Source organism: Burkholderia sp. AU33545, from assembly GCF_020419685.1.
GTDB lineage: Bacteria > Pseudomonadota > Gammaproteobacteria > Burkholderiales > Burkholderiaceae > Burkholderia > Burkholderia diffusa.
This window is the reverse complement of sequence record NZ_JAIZRQ010000004.1, coordinates 381,343-400,155: the sequence shown is the minus strand read 5'-3', so window position 1 is coordinate 400,155 and position 18,813 is coordinate 381,343. Positions and strand designations below refer to the sequence as shown.

Annotated in this window: 17 protein-coding genes and 1 pseudogene; 5 read left to right on the top strand and 13 right to left on the bottom strand. The window is 64.5% G+C overall.

The genetic code is table 11. The features are described 5' to 3' along the window. Window positions 1-4: 4 nt before the first annotated feature. From LGM71_RS15660 to LGM71_RS15640, 5 genes are all read right to left on the bottom strand, one after another. Window positions 5-1,249 (bottom strand): acyl-CoA dehydrogenase family protein, encoded by a 1,245-nt coding sequence (locus LGM71_RS15660; protein ID WP_124627757.1) that lies wholly within the window; start codon window positions 1,247-1,249, stop codon window positions 5-7. A 39-nt stretch (window positions 1,250-1,288) separates the two neighbouring features. Further along, entirely contained in the window at window positions 1,289-2,047 is a 759-nt protein-coding gene (locus LGM71_RS15655; protein ID WP_059604859.1) for an SDR family NAD(P)-dependent oxidoreductase, read from the bottom strand. A 7-nt stretch (window positions 2,048-2,054) separates the two neighbouring features. Further along, entirely contained in the window at window positions 2,055-2,819 is a 765-nt protein-coding gene (locus LGM71_RS15650) for an SDR family oxidoreductase (RefSeq protein WP_059605181.1), read from the bottom strand. Between the two features lie 66 nt (window positions 2,820-2,885). Continuing rightward, complete coding sequence (locus tag LGM71_RS15645) at window positions 2,886-3,917, bottom strand: phosphotransferase (protein ID WP_059604855.1); 1,032 nt, start codon at window positions 3,915-3,917, stop codon at window positions 2,886-2,888. A 20-nt stretch (window positions 3,918-3,937) separates the two neighbouring features. Then, on the bottom strand, window positions 3,938-4,612 hold the full coding sequence (locus tag LGM71_RS15640) for a histidine phosphatase family protein (RefSeq protein WP_226115312.1): 675 nt from the start codon (window positions 4,610-4,612) through the stop codon (window positions 3,938-3,940). 208 nt (window positions 4,613-4,820) lie between these two features. Between LGM71_RS15640 and LGM71_RS15635 the strand changes: the two genes are divergently transcribed. After that, a complete protein-coding gene (locus LGM71_RS15635) occupies window positions 4,821-4,976 on the top strand; it encodes a DUF3309 family protein (RefSeq protein WP_011881216.1) in 156 nt (51 codons plus the stop codon). 534 nt (window positions 4,977-5,510) lie between these two features. Then, window positions 5,511-5,948, top strand: coding sequence for a GNAT family N-acetyltransferase (locus LGM71_RS15630; protein WP_226115311.1), 438 nt, complete (start codon window positions 5,511-5,513; stop codon window positions 5,946-5,948). Window positions 5,949-5,973: 25 nt separating this feature from the next. Here LGM71_RS15630 and LGM71_RS15625 read toward each other — a convergent pair whose 3' ends face one another. The 6 genes from LGM71_RS15625 to LGM71_RS15600 all read right to left on the bottom strand — a co-directional run bounded on the left by LGM71_RS15625 (window position 5,974) and on the right by LGM71_RS15600 (window position 13,019). Beyond that, complete coding sequence (locus LGM71_RS15625; RefSeq protein WP_226115310.1) at window positions 5,974-7,908, bottom strand: SMP-30/gluconolactonase/LRE family protein; 1,935 nt, start codon at window positions 7,906-7,908, stop codon at window positions 5,974-5,976. Between the two features lie 450 nt (window positions 7,909-8,358). After that, window positions 8,359-9,666 carry a dicarboxylate/amino acid:cation symporter gene (locus LGM71_RS15620; RefSeq protein WP_226115309.1) on the bottom strand — a complete coding sequence of 436 codons (1,308 nt, stop codon included), beginning with the start codon at window positions 9,664-9,666 and terminating at the stop codon, window positions 8,359-8,361. A gap of 353 nt (window positions 9,667-10,019) precedes the next feature. Continuing rightward, entirely contained in the window at window positions 10,020-11,225 is a 1,206-nt protein-coding gene (locus LGM71_RS15615) for an MFS transporter (RefSeq protein WP_226115308.1), read from the bottom strand. A 7-nt stretch (window positions 11,226-11,232) separates the two neighbouring features. Next, window positions 11,233-11,418: a DUF1289 domain-containing protein gene (locus LGM71_RS15610; RefSeq protein ID WP_059508013.1), complete on the bottom strand. Its 186-nt coding sequence runs from the start codon at window positions 11,416-11,418 to the stop codon at window positions 11,233-11,235. Between the two features lie 3 nt (window positions 11,419-11,421). Beyond that, window positions 11,422-12,735 (bottom strand): CDF family Co(II)/Ni(II) efflux transporter DmeF, encoded by a 1,314-nt coding sequence (gene dmeF, locus LGM71_RS15605; protein ID WP_226115307.1) that lies wholly within the window; start codon window positions 12,733-12,735, stop codon window positions 11,422-11,424. 11 nt (window positions 12,736-12,746) lie between these two features. Then, window positions 12,747-13,019, bottom strand: a complete 273-nt coding sequence (locus LGM71_RS15600) for a metal/formaldehyde-sensitive transcriptional repressor (RefSeq protein ID WP_124627771.1) — start codon at window positions 13,017-13,019, stop codon at window positions 12,747-12,749. Window positions 13,020-13,286: 267 nt separating this feature from the next. Between LGM71_RS15600 and LGM71_RS15595 the strand changes: the two genes are divergently transcribed. The 3 genes from LGM71_RS15595 to LGM71_RS33170 all read left to right on the top strand — a co-directional run bounded on the left by LGM71_RS15595 (window position 13,287) and on the right by LGM71_RS33170 (window position 15,756). After that, on the top strand, window positions 13,287-14,264 hold the full coding sequence (locus tag LGM71_RS15595; RefSeq protein WP_124627773.1) for a chromate resistance protein ChrB domain-containing protein: 978 nt from the start codon (window positions 13,287-13,289) through the stop codon (window positions 14,262-14,264). Continuing rightward, on the top strand, window positions 14,261-15,439 hold the full coding sequence (locus LGM71_RS15590; RefSeq protein ID WP_226115306.1) for a chromate transporter: 1,179 nt from the start codon (window positions 14,261-14,263) through the stop codon (window positions 15,437-15,439). The genes LGM71_RS15595 and LGM71_RS15590 overlap by 4 nt, the downstream gene beginning before the upstream one ends. A gap of 71 nt (window positions 15,440-15,510) precedes the next feature. Next, complete coding sequence (locus LGM71_RS33170; RefSeq protein ID WP_319000390.1) at window positions 15,511-15,756, top strand: chromate resistance protein ChrB domain-containing protein; 246 nt, start codon at window positions 15,511-15,513, stop codon at window positions 15,754-15,756. A gap of 1,513 nt (window positions 15,757-17,269) precedes the next feature. Here the strand turns inward: LGM71_RS33170 and LGM71_RS33405 are convergent. Continuing rightward, window positions 17,270-17,515 (bottom strand): annotated as a pseudogene (locus LGM71_RS33405) (hypothetical protein); the annotation flags it as partial. Between the two features lie 400 nt (window positions 17,516-17,915). Then, the gene (locus LGM71_RS15575) at window positions 17,916-18,806 is read right to left on the bottom strand and encodes a gamma-glutamyl-gamma-aminobutyrate hydrolase family protein (protein WP_226115305.1); all 891 of its coding nucleotides are present in this window, start codon (window positions 18,804-18,806) and stop codon (window positions 17,916-17,918) included. Between the last annotated feature and the right edge of the window lie 7 nt (window positions 18,807-18,813).

Sequence of the window (18,813 nt, the reverse complement as noted above, 5' to 3'; positions counted from 1 at the left end):
CGGCTCAGCCGCGCGGCGGCCGCGTCAGGTACGGCTCGGTCGAACCGCGCACGGCGTCCTTGATCTCCATGCGCGCGATCGCCTGCAGGTGCACCTCGTCCGGGCCGTCCGCGAAGCGCAGCGCGCGGCCCCAGGTCCACAGATCGGCGAGCGGCGTGTCGGGGCTCAGGCCCATCGCGCCGAACACCTGCATCGCGCGGTCGCACACGTCCGTGTATACGGTCGGCACGAGCGCCTTGATCATCGAGATTTCCTTGCGCGCCGCCTTCGCGCCGACCTTGTCGATCATCCATGCAGCCTTCAGCACCAGGAGGCGCGCCTGGTCGATCTCGATGCGCGAGCGCGCGATCCATTCGCCGATCGTGCCGTGCCGGTTCAGCGGCTTGCCGAACGCCTCGCGCGACTGCGCGCGGTCGATCATCAGTTCCAGCGCGAGCTCGGCCGCGCCGATCGAACGCATGCAGTGGTGAATCCGGCCCGGCCCGAGGCGCGCCTGTGCGAGCGCGAAACCGCTGCCTTCCTCGCCGAGGAGGTTGCGCGCCGGCACGCGCACGTTGTCGAACGTGATCTCGCAGTGCCCTTCGGGCGCGTAGTGATTGACCACCGTGATGTTGCGCACGACCGTCACGCCCGGCGTGTCGCGCGGCACCAGGATCATGCTCTGCTGCTGGTGCGATTCCGCGTCGGGATCGGTCTTGCCCATCACGATGAAGATCCGGCAGTTCGGATGCGCGGCGTTCGTGATGAACCACTTGCGGCCGTTGATCACGTATTCGTCGCCCACGCGCTCGATGCGGGTCGTGATGTTGGTCGCGTCCGACGACGCGACGTCGGGCTCCGTCATCGCGAACGCCGAACGGATCTCGCCGCGCAAGAGCGGCAGCAGCCACTGTTCGCGCTGCTCGGGCGTCGCGAACATGTGCAGCAGCTCCATGTTGCCGGTGTCCGGCGCGTTGCAGTTGAACACCTCCGACGCCCAGCCCACGCGCCCCATGATCTCGGCGAGCGGCGCGTATTCGAGGTTCGTCAGCCCGGTGCCCGGCTCGTCCTCCTTCAGGTGCGGCAGGAACAGGTTCCACAGCCCTTCGGCCTTCGCGCGCTCCTTCAGCGCCTCCATGAACGACACGGGATACTGCCCCGCATGCACTTCCTCGTTCCACTGACGAATGCGCGGCACGATGTGCGCGTCCATGAATGCACGCACGCGTTCGCGCAGTTCTTCCACTTTCGGGGTGTAGCCAAAGTCCATGATCGACTCCTCGAGATTCCGTTGTTCCGTTCGTTTCGCTTAGAAGGCCGAGACACCGCCGTCGACGGCGACGGCCTGTCCGGTCAGATAGGTGTTTTCCTTCGCGCACAGGGTGAGCATCGTCGCGACGATTTCCTCGGGACGGCCGAGCCGTTTCATCGGCGAGCCCTGTGCGAGAAAATCCTGGCGATCGCCGATGTCGCTGTCGGTCACCATCGGCGTCGTGCTGTAGAACGGGCACACCGCGTTCACACGAATGCCATGCCGCGCGTATTCGAGCGCGGCCGTCTTCGTGAGCCCGACCACGGCGTGTTTCGACGCCGCGTACGCGGCCAGCTTCGGTGCGCCGCCGAGCCCGGCCATCGACGCGACGTTCAGGATCACGCCTTCGCGCTGCGCGAGCATCTGGCGAATCTGGTGCTTCATCCCGAAGAACACGCCCTTCGCGTTCACCGCGAAGCTCAGATCGAGATCCGCTTCCTCGGTATCGATCAGCGCCTTCAGCGGCGGCGCGATGCCCGCGTTGTTGATGCCGACGTCGAGCCGGCCGAAGCGCTCGACCGCCGCCTTCACCAACGCAGCGACCTCTGCTTCGATGCGCACGTCGCAGCGCTGCGCGATCACGTCGGCGCCGGCCGCCAGTAGCGGCGCGGCCACGCGTTCGAGCGCCGCCTCGTTCAGGTCGCCGAGCGCGAGCCGCGCGCCCATCGCGGCCAGCTCGCTCGCGAGCAGCGCGCCGAAGCCGCTCGCGGCGCCGGTGATCATCACGGCCTGCCCGGCGTAGCTGTCGAGTTTCATCGCGCGCTCAGATCGTCAGGCCGCCGTCGACGACGATGCACTCGCCGTTCGTGTAGCTCGCCGCGTCCGACACGAGATACAGCACGGTGCCAGCCATCTCGCGAGGCTCCGCGTGGCGGCGCAGCGGAATCTTCGCCATCCAGGTGTCGTAGATGTCCTTGTCGGCGAACAGCGCGCCCGCGAACTTCGTCTTCGTGAGGCCCGGCAGCAGCGCGTTCACGCGGATGCCGAACGGCCCGCATTCCTTCGCGAACGCCTTCGTCATGTTGACGACCGCGGCCTTCGTGATCGAGTAGATGCCCTGACGGTCGCCCGGCTGCAGCGCGTTCACCGACGCGGTGTTGACGATCGCGCCGCCGCCCTGCGCCTTCATCATCTTGCCGGCCTCGACCGACATGAAGAAGTAGCCGCGGATGTTCACGTCGACGGTCTTTTCATACGCGGCGAGATCGGTATCGAGGATGTGCCCGAAATACGGATTCGCGGCCGCGTTGTTCACGAGGATGTCGAGCCGGCCATGCTTGCCGCGGATCGATTCGAACGTCGCGGCGATGTCCTCCAGCCGCCCGACGTGACAGGCCAGCGCTTCGGCGCGGCCGCCCGCCGCGACGATCGCGTCCGCGACCGCCTGGCAGTCGTCGAGCTTGCGGCTCGACACGATCACGTGCGCGCCCTGCTCGGCGAGCAGCTTCGCGATTTCCTCGCCGATGCCGCGGCTCGCGCCCGTCACCAGCGCGATCTTGCCCGTCAGATCGAACAGATTCGTTGCCATGTTGCTGTGCTCCTCCATTGATGTTTTTCGTGCCGCCGCGTGGCGATATCCGCGATGTCAGCTATGTCAGCGATGCGCGCCGATCACGTCGACCGCCATTTCGGCCAGCCGGCCAGCCATCGCGCCCACGCGCAGCGCCTGCTCGCTCGACGCGTTGCCCTGCAGCGCGCGCGCCTTCACGCCCTGCGCGATCGACGCGAGCCGGAAGAAACTGAACGCGAGATAGAAATGCCAGTCGCGGATCGGCTCGATCCCGCGCAGTTCGCAGTAGCGCGCGACGATCGCCGCTTCGTCGGGAATGCCGAGTTCGGCACGATCCTGGCCCGCGAGCCCGCGCACCTGGTCGCCCGGCGGCAGCCGCAGGCACATGCAGAAATACGCGAGATCGGCGAGCGGATTGCCGAGCGTCGACAGCTCCCAGTCGAGCACGGCCTGCACGCGATAGTCGTCGCGCGCGAACATCAGGTTGTCGATCCGGAAATCACCGTGCACCAGCGCGGGCCGGCCGGTGTCCTCAGGGCAGGCCTTCGGCAGCCAGTCGATCAGCGTCTCCATCGCGTCGAGGCGCTCCGTTTCCGCCGCGCGATACTGCTTCGTCCACACGCCGATCTGGCGCTCGAAGTAGTTGCCGGGGCGCCCGAAGTCGGCGAGGCCCACCGCGTCGACGTCCACGTCGTGCAGGGCGGCCAGCGTGCGCAGCAGCGCGTCGTAGCAGATCGCACGATCGGCCTTCGGCAACTCCGGCAGTGCCGGATCCCAGAAGATCCGGCCGTCCTCGAAGCTCATCACGTAGAACAGGCTGCCGATCACGTCGCGGTCTTCGCAGAGGTGATACGGGCGCGCGACCGGCACGGCGGTGCCCGACAGCGCGCTCAGCACGCGGAATTCGCGATCGACCGCATGCGCGGATTTCAACAACTCGCCGGGCGGCTGGCGGCGCAGCACGTAGCGACCGCTCTTCGCATGCAGCAGGAAGGTCGGGTTCGACTGGCCGCCGGCAAACTTCTCCATGTCGAGCGGGCCTTCGAAACCCGGCACGTGCGCTTCCAGATAGCGCGTGAGGCGAGCTACGTCGAGGGGCTGGGAAGGGTTCGTCATCGTCGCGATCGTTCGTAGGGTCAGCCGTAGGTGCGCCACACATGTCGTTCGGTATCCTCGAGATGTGGTATGCCGTTGAACGACGCCAGGTGGAACGCGTCGGCGTTGAAGAAAAACTGCGAAAGACTGCTGTTGCGGATCTGCAGGTTCAGCGCGATCGCGCTCGACGGCGGTGCGGCGAGCACCTGCTGCACGGTCACTGCGATCGGGCCGCCGGAACTCACCGCGAGCACGCGCTGGCTGCCGCCCTCGCGGATCGCGGCGCGGGCGTCGGCGACGCGTTGCTGGAAATGCGCCCAGGTTTCGGGCGCGGTGTCGCCCAGCTTGTCGTCGGACCACAGGTGCAGCACCTGCCGCAGCGCGCGAAAGTGCTCCTTCATCGAGCCGGCCGCGAGCCGCGCGATCTCCGGATAGTCGCTCGCCGCGGCCGCGAACAGCCCGTGGAAGTCGTATTCGTTCAGGCCGGGATGGCGGTCGACCTGCGCGCCTTCGCCGCCCATCCCGCGCAGGATCGCAGCGACAGTCTGCGCATGCCGGTTCATCGTGCCGCAGATCACCCGGTCGAACGTCAGGCCCTGCTGCGCGAAGTATTCGCCGAGCCAGACGCCCTGCTGCTCACCGGCCGCGGACAGCCGGTCGTAATCGTCCGTGCCGAACGACGCCTGCCCGTGCCGCACCAGAAAAAGTTCAGCCATTGCGTGCCCGCCTGAGGGGAAACCGAAGGCCCAGCATAGCGACCGGGGGCACATTTTTGAAATTTATTTTCTGAATCGCCCGCTATTCATCGCATGAATTCCACGTATTCATACAGCGCGCTTGTGCCGGCTTTCGCCCGACTCCCCGCCGCGGCACGCGAATTGCGGCAGGAGCCACCGTCGTGTCATCACGTTCAGGAGGGGTGCGATGCTCGGTACGATCCTTATCATCGTTCTGATTCTGCTGCTCATCGGAGCATTTCCGGCGTGGCCGCACAGCCGAAGCTGGGGCTACTGGCCATCGGGCTCGGTCGGGCTGATCGTCGTCATCGTCGTGATACTGGTGCTGCTGGGTCGCATTTGAGTGTGACGACGCGTGCCTGTTGCGCAGGCACGCATCGTTCGATCGCGCTGCCGTGGCTTCTTTACAAAAGCCGGCGATGAATGCCAACCCGGCAACGGCGCGAACCCGCCCGGGCGCCGTCGTTCCTGCCGTATCTCGGCGGCGCGCGCACGCCGCACAATGACGCGCATGCGCGGGGTGTTCTTCGGGTTATCCAGCGAACACTTGCTTCACGAATCGACAGCAAACTGAGGCGCCGAATGAGCACGCCCACCCTGCGCCCGAGCGCTTCGGCGGCAGCCGCGCGGCTCGGCGTAGCGGTCGAGGCGCTGCGGTTCCACGAGCCGCACGGCCTCGTCGCGCCGGCGCGAATGTCGGCGGGCTACCGGGCAGTCAGGCCGTTCACCCGAGCGCGTCGACCCGGCCGCCGTCGGTTGATGCAGGCTTTCGGTCGACCGTCGTGACAATGCCGGCTGCCCGGCCTTTGACCGCCATACCGCGTTCGTGGATCATTCGCTTCGAGCCATGGAATCCATCCGCCCACGCTCCTCGACCATGCCCCCTGCCATTTGCCTGCGCCCGGCGACCGCCGCCGACCTGCCGTTCCTGCTGAGGCTCCGCCGACTCACGATGACCGAGCATCTGCGACGCGTCGGCGCCCCCACCGACGACAAATCGCACGATCAGCGCATCCGCTCGAACTTCGAGGACGCGATGATCGTCTGCCACGGCGCCGATGCAATCGGTTTGCTGAAGGTCACGCGCTCCGCCGACGAATGGCACGTTCACCAGATCCAGATCCTCCCGTCGCGACAGCGACAAGGCATCGGCGAAGCCGTGCTGCGCGAGCTGCTGATCGAAGCCGCACGCGAGCACGTGCCCGTATCGCTCGGCGTGCTGCGCGGCAACCCGGCGCGGCGCCTCTACGAGCGGCTCGGCTTCACCCTCGCGTCGGAAACGGAGACGAGCGCGAGCCTGATCTGGCGCGCCTGAACCGTGGCATGCCGCGCCTCGCCCATCAAGGCGTCCACCGATAAACGGTGATGCTGTTCCCCTTCACGTTGTTCTTCGTCACCACGTATTCCCCGTTCGAGCGGCGATACGCGCGCACGCTGTACATCGCGTCGATCGCGCTGCTGGTATCCACGGTCGCGGGGCTCGCGTTGACGAGCGTCGTGTCGAGATTGCCGGTGTCGAGGTTGAATGCGTCGATGTTCGGCCACAGCGGCCCACTGCTGCTGAACCAGTAGCCGACGAACAGATGGTTGCCGGCCGCGTCGATCGACTTCGCGCCGCTGTGCGGCAGCGTGATGACCGGATTCGGCTTCGTCGTGTTGCCGGCGCTCCAGCCGTGATACACCTCGATGCGCGTGCCGATCGACGTCCAGTCGGTGCTCCCGACCACACCCTGCGCGAGCACCATCGTGTCGCTGTCGGCGAGATAGACGATGCGCGTCAGCGGCTGGATGCTGGCTGGCACGGGCGTGGGTACGCCCGCCCCCCACGAAGGCTTGCCGCTCGCGTCGAAACCGTTCAGCGGATAGTGATAAATGGCGCCGGTCTTGTCGAGGCCGGCCCAGACGCCGCCCTTGCTGTCGAGGCTGAAGCCGGCCGACACGCGCCGGGTCGTGTTGAACGCGGGCCCGGGGATCGATCCGTCCGGAATCGCGACGTAGCCGTTGGCCGCGTTGAAGTGGAAGAAGTAGTAGACCGGCGGATTCTGCCCCGCTGCAACGAGGATCCGATTCGCGCCAACGGACGTCAGCAGCCCGAAGTGCTCGTCGCGCTGGGTATCGCTCATGTTGATGCGCGGGTCCGACGGATACGTGAACGGATCGACGGTGTTCGCGACGAAGGTGCCGCCCGCGGTGCCGCTGTAGACGTGCGTGCCGCTGTAGAACAGCGCGCCGTCGGTGACCGGATCCGGTGCGGCGATGCCCTCGAAGTTGAGCGACTGCAGCGTCCACCGCAGGCTGCCGGCGCTGCTGTACGCGTGAATGTCGGTCGCGCCGTTGCGGCCGAGATCCCAGCTGCCGCCCCACGGGTTGTTGAGCACATACAGGTTGCCGGCCGTGTCCTTGCCGATGCCGGCGATGCGGGTGAAGCGCTTCGCGCCGACCTGCCCCTTGATACCCGTCGTCGTGTCGAGATAGCCGCCGGGCACGCCGAACGTGCCGGCCAGCGCGGGTCGGCCCGAGACGGAATAGCGCTTGATGTTCATGTCGGGGCCTTCGTCGCCGATCATCAGCTGCCCCGCCGCCGCATCGAAATAGAGCGCCGACGGCTGCGACCCGGCGGCCAGCCGGATCGTGTTCAGCAGCGCGCCGGCCGGACTGAATTCGACGACCGAGCCTGCGCTCTTCTGCGCGACCCAGATGTTCCCCGCACCGTCGACCGCGAGCGCGCCGGGTGCCGACACGCCGATGTCACGCTGCCACACGCCGTCGGTCGTGAACACCCGCACGCGATTGCCGTAGAAATCGCTCGCATAGAGCAGCGAGCCGGCCGTGGCGAGCCCGGTGACGACGTCGATGCGCGGCTGGTTGGTCGCCGCGGTGACCTGAATCAGCTTGTCGCGAAACCGCGTGGCACGGTTGTAGCGCCCGACCGCGCCGCTGCCGTATCCGCTGCCGGGCTGCAGCGCGACGAACAGCGACGCCGCATTGCCCGTGATCGCACTGCCCTGGAACTCGGAATGCGTGCCGATCGAACCGACGCTCTTGCCGTTCTGGTAGATCGCGACACCGCCCTCGTCCTCGTCCCACATTGACGCCGTGTAGATCACGCCTTCAGGCGCGACCCACATCGAGCGCGCGACGTTGCCGACGTGCGCGGCGAGCGTGCCGTAGGTATTCGCGATCCAGTCGGTGGTGTTACCCGCGTTTGCGGCCGGCGCGATCGCGGCGATCGCGGCGGCGAGCAGCACGGCCTGAATCGATTTTCTGGCGACCATGGCTGATGCTCTCCTGAATGGTGGAGTCATTCACGTGAGGGGGCAGCCGGGTGGTTTGAAAATCGGCAATGCGTAAATACTTCCGCTAAATCACCCGGTGCAGTCGGTATTACATCGCGCGTGCGCTCGATAATCGGCAACGCCGAGAATAGCGTCATATAAATCGAAAAAAATTGCGCGCTGCTCGCGCCGGCCGGGCGTACGACTGCGCGAGAGTGAACGACCACTTAAGCGTTCGCGTGTGCTATCGGGGCAGTACGGCTTTCGATGGCGGGATTATCGCCGCGGTTTCGAATGCGGCGTATCGGAAATGGCGGAAGGTTTTTCGGCGAATCGGGAAAATCGCCGGATACGGGTAAAGACGGGTAAAGGAATGACCGCTGGCGGGTATTGCGCCGGCCCGAGTCCGTGTCGAATCCGGGCCGGCGCATATCATTTACAACAGGGAAATCACGCGGACGTCGCCGTCTCCCGTACCTTCACCTGCTCGATTTCGCCACCGCCGTCCGAATCCGAGTCGGCGCGCGGTTCGCCGAGCTGGCCTTCCCACTTCGCGACGACCGCAGCCGCGATCGAATTGCCGACGGCGTTGGTCGCCGAGCGCCCCATGTCGAGGAACATGTCGACGCCCATGATCAGCAGCAGCCCGGCTTCCGGCAGATGGAACTGGTTGAGCGTCGCCGCGATCACGACGAGCGACGCGCGCGGCACGCCCGCCATCCCCTTCGACGTCACCATCAGCATCAGCAGCATCGTGATCTGCGTACCGAGCGGCAGGTCGATCCCGTACACCTGCGAGATGAACAGCACCGCGAACGTGCAGTACATCATCGAGCCGTCGAGGTTGAACGAATACCCGATCGGCAGCACGAAGCTCGAGATCCTGCGATTCACGCCGAACCGGTCAAGCGCGTCGAGCAGCTTCGGATACGCGGCTTCGGAACTCGCCGTCGCGAACGACAGCAGGAACGGCTCGCGAATCAGGCGAATCAGCGTGAACGCGCGCTTGCCGAGGAACGCCACGCCGGCGAGCGTCAGCACGCCCCACAGCAGCGCAAGCGCCAGATAGAAGCTCGCCATGAACTTCGCGAACGTGAGCAGGATGCCGAGCCCTTCCGTCGTGATCGTCGACGCCAGCGCGGCAAACACGGCGACCGGCGCGAACCACATCACCGCGCCCGTCACCTTCAGCATGACCTGCGCGAGATCGTCGATCACGCCGGTCAGGCGCTTCCCGGCGTCACCAAGCGCGGACAGCGCGGTACCGAAGAAGATCGAGAACACGACGATCTGCAGGATTTCGTTGTTCGCCATCGCCTCGGCGATCGATTTCGGCACCAGGTGGACGACGAAGTCCTTCAGCGTGAATGCGCCCGTCTTCAGGTTCAGCGCCGCGTCGGCGGCAGGCAACGGCAGGCTCAGGTGGCTGCCCGGCTTCAGGATCGTCGCGGTCACGAGGCCGAGCACCAGCGACGTGAACGACGCGATGACGAACCAGCCGAACGCCTTCACGCCCACTCGGCCGACCGACCCGCTGTCGCCCATCTGCGCGATGCCGACCGTCAGCGTCGCGAACACCAGCGGCGCGATGATCATCTTGATCAGCCGCAGGAACACGTCGGACAGCAGCGACACGTAGCCGGCGACTTCCTTGGCCATTTTCGGGTCGGGAAACGCGCTATGACAGGCGTAGCCCACGGCAATGCCAAGCACCATCGCGATGACGATGTACTTGGTGATGTTGTGCTTCTTCTTCATTAGCAATCCAAATTACAGAACTTGTGTTTCCAACGGCAGGGAGATCGCCGGCATCGACATGGGAACGGTGGACCGCGAGCGCGGCGCGCGCCGCTTCGAGTGCCGGTGCCCGTCCGTGGGCATGGCCACGGCGAACAGGGGGGGCATTCTATCGCAAACGCCGGACAATCTTTCAAATCTGAAAGCGACAAGCGATGCGCGGCGCGGGAAAGGAGGCGAGGCCGGCCTTCGCCGGCCGGGGCCGGGGCCGGGGACGGGCGGACCGCGACGGCGGGTCTGGTCTTCGGGCACCGTCGTGCCCGGCCGTCAGCTCAGCCTTGCGCCGAACGTCGGCAGACCCGGCCGGCGCCGCGTCACGCGTGCGACGCGCCGGGTCGCGGCATGAACCGGCACAGGCACAGCGGCAGCACGACCAGCGCCGCGCCCGCGAGAAACGTGGTCGATGAGCCGAAACGCGTCCACAGTGCGCCGGCGATGCTGCTCGCGAGCAGCATGCAGACGCCGCTCACCAGGTTGAACACGCCGAACGCGGTGCCGCGCAGCGTGGCCGGCGAGGTTTCCGACACCATCGCGGCGAGGATGCCCTGCGTGAAGCCCATGTGCAGCCCCCACACGGCCACGCCGGCGAACATCGAGATCGTCGACGTGCCGATGCCGAGCAGCAGGTCGGCCGCGATCAGCAACACCATGCCGGCCGCGAGCAGCACGCGGCGATCGAGCCGGTCCGACAGGATGCCGACCGGCCAGGCCGACAGCGCATAGGTGACGCTCATCGCGACCATCACGGCCGGAATCCATGCCGCGTCGAGCCCCGTCTGCTGCGCACGCAGCACCAGGAACGCCTCGCTGAATCGCGCGAGCGTAAACGTCGCGCCGGCCGCGACGACGAACCAGTAGCTGCGGGGAAACTCGCGCAGGGCGTTCCAGCGCAGCGGCGAGCGAAAGCGCCGGTCCGGTTTCGACTGCTCGGGCTCCTGTACGCCGAAGACGATCAATGCGATCGCGACGAAGGCCGGCACCACGGCAAACCAGAGCACGGTCCGGATGCGATCGCCGAACCACAGCATCAGCGCGATCGCGAGCATCGGGCCGAGAATCGCGCCGACGGTATCCATCGACTGACGCAGGCCGAAGCACGCGCCGCGAATTTCGGGCGGCGCGATGTCGGCCACCAACGCGTCGCGCGGCGCGCCGCGAATCCCCTTGCCGACGCGGTCGAGCAGACGGGCCGTCACGACGACGGCCGGCGTGGACGCCAGCGGAAACAACGGCTTGGTCAACGCCGCGAGCCCGTAGCCGACCAGCAGCAGCCCCTTGCGGCGCCCGAGCCAGTCGCTGATCGCACCGGAGAACACCTTGACGATCATCGCCGTCGCTTCGGCCGCCCCCTCGAGGACGCCGAGCGCGGCGACGCTCATGCCCATCGTCGACACCAGGTAGATCGGCAACAGCGCATGGATCAGCTCGGACGACAGGTCCATGAAGAGGCTCACGAGACCCAGGGCCCAGACGGTCCGCGGAATCGCAGGTTTGCCGGCAATCGGTGACGGGGCGCTCATGATGTGTTCAGTCGGTCGTTTCCCGCGTCAGTTTCGCATGCCGCCGCGCGCGGTCGTTCACGATTTGATGACGCCGGTGATCCGTCATCTTCTTCCAGCCGCGCGCTTCGTCGCGCGTCCGCAGGCATGCCACGCAGTAGCCGGTGCGACCGTCGAACGAACACACGTCGACACAAGGGGACTTGACCGCCATGCTTTATCGTCCTCGCGTCGCGGGCACGACTTCGACGGTGACGTGCGACAGGTTCCTGAATCGCTGCAGCACGCCGTGATAGAAGCGCGCATCCCGATCCGGATCGGTGGTCGTCACCGACACCACCGCACTCATGTGCCCCGGCCCGAGCCGCCACACATGCAGGTCGGCGACGCGGTCTCCGGTGCCTTCGATAGCGCCACGCACCTTGTCCGTCAGACGGCGATCGGAATTCATGTCGAGCAGGATGCCGCCCGTGTCGCGCATCAGGCCGTACGACCAGTTCGCGATCACCATCGCGCCGATGATGCCGGCCAGCGGATCCATCCAGACCCAGCCGAAAGTACGCGCGAGCAGCAACCCGACGATCGTCAGCACGGAAACCGCGGCATCGGCGATCACGTGGATGTAGGCGGAGCGGATGTTGTGATCGCGCGCCGCCGCCGCGGACGCGCCATGATCGTGCTCCTCGAACGCCAGTTCGCGTTCGCGACCGTTCAAGCGGACGATCGCCTTGAATTCGTGCGGTTCGGGAATGGCTTCGGTCGACTCCAGATAACCATCGCGGCTTTGCATCGCGAACGTCTGGCGTGTGCCGTCCGGGCGGATCGTCGTCACCGACACGGCGCTCGCATCGACGCGCTTCGTCTCGTGTGTCGCCGGCGCGACGCGGAAAACCGGCGGGACGCCCTCCTCGAACACCGACACGACGAATATGCCCTGCTGGTCGAAGATCCGGTGCGCTTCCTCTTCGTGGTCGTGCGCATGATCGTCGTGATCGCCATGACCATGCCCGTGATGATGGCCGTGGCCGTGGCCGTGGCCGTGGCCATGACCGTGGCTATGGCCATGATGATCGCCGCTCAGCAGCCAGACGCTCGCAATGTTGACGAGCAAGCCGGCAACCGCGATCGGAATCGCCTCGTCGAAATGGATCGGAACGGGCGCCAGCAAACGCGCGACCGCTTCGTACCCGATCAGCAGCGCGATCATCGCGAGCACGATCGCGCTCGTGAAACCCGCGAGGTCGCCGAGCTTGCCCGTGCCGAACACGAAGCGCGGATCGTTCGCATGCTTGCGCGCATACGTATAGGCGAACGCGGCGATCAGCATCGCGCCCGCGTGCGTCGACATGTGCAGGCCGTCCGCGATCAGCGCCAGCGAGCCGAAAAGCGACCCGCCGACGATCTCGGCCACCATCATCGCCGCGCACAGCGCGATGACCATCCAGGTCCTGCGTTCGTTCTGCTCGTGCGCCGCGCCAAGAAAAATGTGGTCGTGCCCTGCGCCGAAGGCGTCATCGCTGAAATTGCTCATTCCGCCTCCGTTTACTTGAAGTAGCTGTGTACGACTTCGATCAGCTGCTCGGTCGCGCTGCCTTCGTCGTCGTGCCCCTCGGCATCGACCAGATGGCTGCGGATGTGATCCTCGAGCACGACCGCGAGCAGGCCGTTCATCGCGCCGCGGCCGCTCGTGATGAGGCGGAGGATTTCGTTGCAACCGCGCTCGTCCTCCAGCGCGCGTTCGAGCGCTTCAACCTGTCCCTTGATGCGGCGGACACGGTTCAGCAGCTTCTGCTTGTCCTTGATGGTGTGGCTCATGGTGGTTCCCCTATATACCGGGGGGGACTATATCTGAAATCGCATTTCCATATAGGGGGGAGGGGTATATATCGGGCTAACGAAAGGTCTATGCCGGAAAGCGGCGCCCCGGTGCTCGAACGGACCTGCACCGTGCTCGCTTCGGCCCACTGCGCGCGGATCTGCAACAAGCCTGGCCACGATGAAGCGGGCATGGGTGCGACGCGACACAGCGACTGCGCCGAAAAAAATTTGTAGAGTGAATAACAATTGGATAGAGTTCACTACATGAACACTATTTCTACGTGGTCGCTCCTCGTGCTGACCCTTCCGACCGAAAACGCGACGGCCCGCATGCGCTTCTGGCGCGCGCTGAAGGCAAAGGGCTGTGCGGTGTTGCGCGACGGTATCTACCTGCTGCCGTACAGCGAAGAGCATGAGGAGACACTGCGCGACCTCGCGGGGGCGATTGCCGAAAGTGGCGGCACGGCTCATCTGTTACGGGCGCCGAGCCTGGACGCATCGCAGGAACTGGAATTCCGCGCGCTCTTCGATCGCGGGGAGGATGACGCCGCCTTCATCCAGACCCTTGCGGATGCCCGCAAGACCCTCGCCGGTAAGTCGGCCACGGAATTGACACGTTTGCTGCGGCGCGTGCGCAAGGATTTCGACGCCATCCGCGCGATCGACTATTTCCCGGGCGACTCGGCCACCCGTGCCGAAGTCGCCCTGCAGGATTTCGTCGCACTGATCGACACCGTGCTGTCGCCGGGGGAGCCGCACGCCGCGGACCGCGCGATCCGCCCGCTGGCGATCGACGAATATCAGGGCCGCACCTGGGCGACGCGACAGCGGATGTGGGTCGATCGCGTCGCCAGCGCGTGGCTGATCCAGCGCTTCATCGACGCACGCGCCCGCTTCATCTGGCTCGCATCGCCTGCCGATTGTCCGGCTGACGCGCTGGGCTTCGATTTCGACGGTGCGACGTTCACGCACGTCGGCAAGCGCGTAACGTTCGAGGTGCTGCTGGCCAGTTTCGGACTCGACAACGACCCTGCGCTCGCGCGGCTCGCCGAGATCGTGCACGCGCTCGACGTCGGCGGCCCCGCAGCGCCCGAGGCGATCGGCTTCGAGGCCGTGATGGCCGGCACGCGCCAGCGCACGGAGAACGACGATCAATTGCTCGAGCAGATGAGCGCCGTGCTCGACGCCCTGCACGCGCATTTCTCGTCGAGCGGAAAGAACGAGACCGGAGCCAGGTCATGACCACTGCCATCGCCACAACCGAACCGACCTATTCGCTCGGCGAGCTGGTCGCCTACATGTTGCGCCTCGGCACGTTCGGCTTCGGCGGGCCGGTTGCGCTTGCGGGCTACATGCGTCGCGACCTGGTCGAGCGCCGCGGCTGGATCACGGAAGCCGACTACAAGGAAGGACTCACGCTGGCCCAGCTCGCGCCGGGGCCGATGGCGGCCCAGCTCGCGATCTATCTCGGTTTCGTTCACTACCGCATCCTCGGTGCGACACTCGTCGGCTTCGCATTCGTGCTGCCGTCGTTCCTCATGGTGCTCGCGCTCGGGTTCGCGTACGCGCATTTCGGCGGGCTGTCCTGGATGCAGGCCGTCTTCTACGGCGTCGGCGCCGCGGTGGTCGGCATCATCGCGATGAGCGCGTACAAGCTCACGACGAAAACGGTCGGCCACGACAAGCTGCTCTGGGCAATCTTCGTGACGCTCGCCGCCGTGACCTTCATCACGGAATCGGAAATCGCGTGGCTGTTCCTCGTCGCGGGCCTGGTCGGCTGGCTGTGGCGCGCTCCGCCCAAGTGGCTGCACCGGGGCGGGCTGAATGCGGTTGCCGCCGCCAACCTGCCGGCGGCCAGCGGCATGCTGAGCGGCATCGATCTGCCGCAGCTCGTTCAGATCGGCGCGTTCTTCATGAAGGCAGGCACGTTCGTGTTCGGCTCCGGGCTTGCGATCGTGCCGTTCCTCTACGGCGGCGTCGTCACCGAACATCACTGGCTCAACGACAAGCAGTTCGTCGATGCGGTCGCGGTCGCGATGATTACGCCCGGCCCCGTCGTGATCACCGTCGGCTTCATCGGGTATCTCGTGGCGGGCTTGCCCGGCGCGTGCGTCGCGGCGCTCGGCACGTTCCTGCCCTGCTATCTGTTCACCGTGATTCCCGCGCCGTACGTGAAGAAGTACGGGCACCGCCCGGGCGTCAGGGCGTTCGTGGACGGAATCACCGCCGCAGCCGTCGGGGCGATCACGGGCTCCGTCCTCGTCATCGCGAAACGCTCGATCGTCGACGTGCCGACCGCACTGCTCGCCGTCGCTACCGTGCTGCTGCTGTGGCGTTTCAAGAAGCTGCAGGAGCCGGTCATCGTCATGGCTGCCGCGCTCGTCGGGCTGGTGACCTACCCGCTGCTCCATCATTGAGCCGCACTGCGGAGGAGACGGCCGTGACGCATTGGACGACATTCTTCCGGCATACAGGAGGCGCGCCATGCATCAAGTGGATTACGCGCGAACGGCCGAAGGTCGACCGCATCGCATGCCCGTGGCTGATTGCGCGATTCATCGACGATGCGCTTTACGCGTGGTGCCGGCGTGATGCACACACCTGGCAACCGGCGCGCGTCCACGCTCGTCGAGTTCGTCGAAATCGATCCGGCTACGGACTGTGTCGGCTCGCGGCACGGCCGTCGAGCGTCAACGCGAGCCGATTGCCGCCAGCACGTGTGGACTCTCAGTAAAGGTGTCTTAGGCACCCTAGACAAATCAAGGACTTGGACATCTTTTTTGAGAAATCTGCACGCCTCTCGTCTCAGAAAAGATGTCCGCGGCCTCGGGAATTTTCGGAAAAGTCGTCCTTGGGAATGTCACGGCCCTGCCTAGGTGTCTCGACGGAGCTTGGCGACCAGCAGCGCCGTGAATAAGGGTTTCGGCGGCCAGTGCAGTCGGTACTCTTTGTGCAATAAATGTGCAGTAGTGTGCGGCGGGTACTCTGCCATGAAACATGACCTGTTCCCAAATTCAACGCCGCCCTCAATTTCGACCAGTTCATGGCGTCTTTGAGAAACTCAGATAGTGTCGCGCCGATCGTCTCGGCGCGACGCTTCGCGTCCGCCCTGCATATCGATATGCAAACAGTCGCACGGCTGGCCCGTGTACATCGCAATACGGTGAGCCGCTTGGCTGGTTCCGAAAGCGTGCAAAAGTACCTTAGAGACGCACTCCAGGTCATCCGAGCTGCAACCGATATTTCCGGAGACGTACGAAGCAAGTTGCTTTGATATCGCAATGAACCGCTGCCGACCTTTGGCTACAAGACTGCCGAGCAGTTGATATCGGAGGGACGCACTAAGGACCTGCTGTGTTACGTCACGTCGCTCGAGGCCGGTCCGGCTGGATAGGGTCGATGCACACTTTGCAGATCTGCAAATTCACGGCTACGTGGCATTAGAAAACAGCGAGCGGGACTTACCGGATTGGGCGTGATCCCGCGGTATGCTCGTGCCCCACCTCCGCGATGCCCGCTTGACGAGTGGCCACTTTCTTTTTCGCGCACACTTAACAGTCGGTCTACTCGGAAATTGTGTGTCTCGGACCAGCGCACTACGAGCGTAGTTCGTGGACCTTCATATCAGCTGTAGCGCGCAATACGACAGCGTCGTGCCCCTGCGCCTGTATCCGGCAGGTATCGGCGCATCTATGGTCATTGGCGCGAGGAGCGCGCACGACCGCTTCCTGACGTCTATGGGAATGCTGATCCGCACAATATGCGAAACGGAAAGAACGTGCACTGGATGCGCGGAACCGGTAGCCCAATCCGCTCGCATCAAAGCTCCATGGAGTTGTATCCGCTTACCTTCACATCGGCAACATCCCATCCAAGAACGCCGATTGGCCACGTGCCGATTCTCCATTGTTCGGCTTGAGCACAGGAAGAAGCCGGAAGTGGCCTTTCCTGCACTCACCATATTGGATGTGACCGCCTAGGTCCCCCTCCATGCATCGCTAAGCATTGCTTTCAGAGTCTCGATCGAATCATAAAATCTCTTCTCCTGCTTGCGCTTCTCACCGGTAGCGAGAAACTCGCTCGTACCACTACCGATTCCGACGACATTTCTCCAGCATTGATTCGGAAGGGAGGCTAGATCGCTAGAGTGGAACGCGCGCAAATGTCGAATTGATCGTATGCGAGTGCTCCGAGGATGAGTTCATCAACTTGTACGACCGGAAACGGCCCCATTCGAGCCTGGCGGATCAGACGCCGAATGAGGCATACGTCGCGACGTTGCCTGCGACCAATTCGGCAGTATGATTGCCTTGGATGCTCCACTTAGAAATCTCAGAAAACGGTCCGAACGAGCGAGGCCACCTCTGATGCTTCTCGTTGCAATGCTCGAACGCGATGGCCAAGTTGCGTGCAGCAGTCGCTGCATCCGGCTTCGGCATGAAGGCGACGGAGTCGCGCTTCATCGTTTTCACGAAGCTCTCAGCCATCCCGTTTATATGGATGCCGACGCCAAGCGAAGCGCTTTGGGTGCAAGTGCGTGCTGCACCGGGTTCGGGGTTCAGCGTGCAGCGCAAAGCACCGAGTTCACGCGGACGAGCTTCAAACGTAAACGAGCAGGCAAGCGTCTCCAATACGACAACAACAGGCTTGATCAAGCATTGTGCCGGAGGCCTGTGTGAGAAAATATTCTCCGAGCATTTCCCGTAAGTGAAGGCGGCTCGAACCCTTCACTTACGGAACGCAGTCAATTATTCAAAGACAACATATTGCGACTGCGGACATCTTTTCTGAGAACCGACACCGATGTGGGCTCTCAGAAAAGGTATCTTTGGCCCCCTGGACAGATCAAGGATCTTGGACATCTTTTTTTGCGAAATCCGTATGCGCCTCGCCTCAGAAAAGATGTCCATGGCTCCGGAAAATCTCAGAAAAGCCGTCTTTGGGAATGTTGCCCGCCCCCGTCGACGTATCACGGCAGGACTGGTCGTCGAATCGACGCCGCAAATAAGCTGCACATTCGCGACCGAACCGTGCCCAGACTGCACGGTTCAACACACTATCCCGCACATACCACTCAGGATGCCACTGCACTCCGAAGATTGGCGCCCTAATATGCGACACCGCTTCAATGGTGCCGTCGTCGGCATATGCATCGACACTCAGTCCGTTCGCCAGGGCGGCAATGCCCTGCCCATGCAACGAGTTCACATGAGCCTGCCGACACTCCGGCGGTATTGTCCGAAGCATCTCGTCAAGCCAGCCGCCGCTCACCAACTCGACCGCATGAGCGTCCCGGTAGCGTTCCTCGAAAGCCAGAGCGCGATTCGCCCGGTGATCCATTCTCCCCGGTTCGTCGTGAAGTGTCGCGTAAAGGGTACCGCCCAACGCGACATTGATCTCTTGCATGCCGCGGCATATCCCGAACACCGGACGCCCCGATGTCACTGCCTCCCGGACGACACGAATCGCCGTCCTGTCACGCAGTCGATCTAGGGATCCCACGTGTGGATGCGTGCCACCGTAAAACGCCACGTCGATGTTGCTCGCGCCGCCCGGCAGCACGATTCCGTCAAGACGATCGAGCAGCGTATCGAAACTTCGGTCAGATACGAGATCGTCCGTCGAACCGATCAGGAGGGGCAAGACGCCGCCAAACTCCGTTGCAGCCTGCAGATATCGGTCGAATACGGCTTGATGAGAAAGGCACCCCCACCCCGGTATCTCGATATCCTCTGCCGAACACAGCACGCCGACGACGGGCTTTATTTCCGGAAGTTGTCGCATCGCGGCC

Coding starts and splice junctions, on each gene's coding strand:
- LGM71_RS15660 (WP_124627757.1), bottom strand. CDS start 1,249: ATGGACTTTGGCTACACCCCGAAAGTGGAAGAACTGCGCGAACGCGTG.
- LGM71_RS15655 (WP_059604859.1), bottom strand. CDS start 2,047: ATGAAACTCGACAGCTACGCCGGGCAGGCCGTGATGATCACCGGCGCC.
- LGM71_RS15650 (WP_059605181.1), bottom strand. CDS start 2,819: ATGGCAACGAATCTGTTCGATCTGACGGGCAAGATCGCGCTGGTGACG.
- LGM71_RS15645 (WP_059604855.1), bottom strand. CDS start 3,917: ATGACGAACCCTTCCCAGCCCCTCGACGTAGCTCGCCTCACGCGCTAT.
- LGM71_RS15640 (WP_226115312.1), bottom strand. CDS start 4,612: ATGGCTGAACTTTTTCTGGTGCGGCACGGGCAGGCGTCGTTCGGCACG.
- LGM71_RS15635 (WP_011881216.1), top strand. CDS start 4,821: ATGCTCGGTACGATCCTTATCATCGTTCTGATTCTGCTGCTCATCGGA.
- LGM71_RS15630 (WP_226115311.1), top strand. CDS start 5,511: ATGCCCCCTGCCATTTGCCTGCGCCCGGCGACCGCCGCCGACCTGCCG.
- LGM71_RS15625 (WP_226115310.1), bottom strand. CDS start 7,908: ATGGTCGCCAGAAAATCGATTCAGGCCGTGCTGCTCGCCGCCGCGATC.
- LGM71_RS15620 (WP_226115309.1), bottom strand. CDS start 9,666: ATGAAGAAGAAGCACAACATCACCAAGTACATCGTCATCGCGATGGTG.
- LGM71_RS15615 (WP_226115308.1), bottom strand. CDS start 11,225: ATGAGCGCCCCGTCACCGATTGCCGGCAAACCTGCGATTCCGCGGACC.
- LGM71_RS15610 (WP_059508013.1), bottom strand. CDS start 11,418: ATGGCGGTCAAGTCCCCTTGTGTCGACGTGTGTTCGTTCGACGGTCGC.
- dmeF (WP_226115307.1), bottom strand. CDS start 12,735: ATGAGCAATTTCAGCGATGACGCCTTCGGCGCAGGGCACGACCACATT.
- LGM71_RS15600 (WP_124627771.1), bottom strand. CDS start 13,019: ATGAGCCACACCATCAAGGACAAGCAGAAGCTGCTGAACCGTGTCCGC.
- LGM71_RS15595 (WP_124627773.1), top strand. CDS start 13,287: ATGAACACTATTTCTACGTGGTCGCTCCTCGTGCTGACCCTTCCGACC.
- LGM71_RS15590 (WP_226115306.1), top strand. CDS start 14,261: ATGACCACTGCCATCGCCACAACCGAACCGACCTATTCGCTCGGCGAG.
- LGM71_RS15575 (WP_226115305.1), bottom strand. CDS start 18,806: ATGCGACAACTTCCGGAAATAAAGCCCGTCGTCGGCGTGCTGTGTTCG.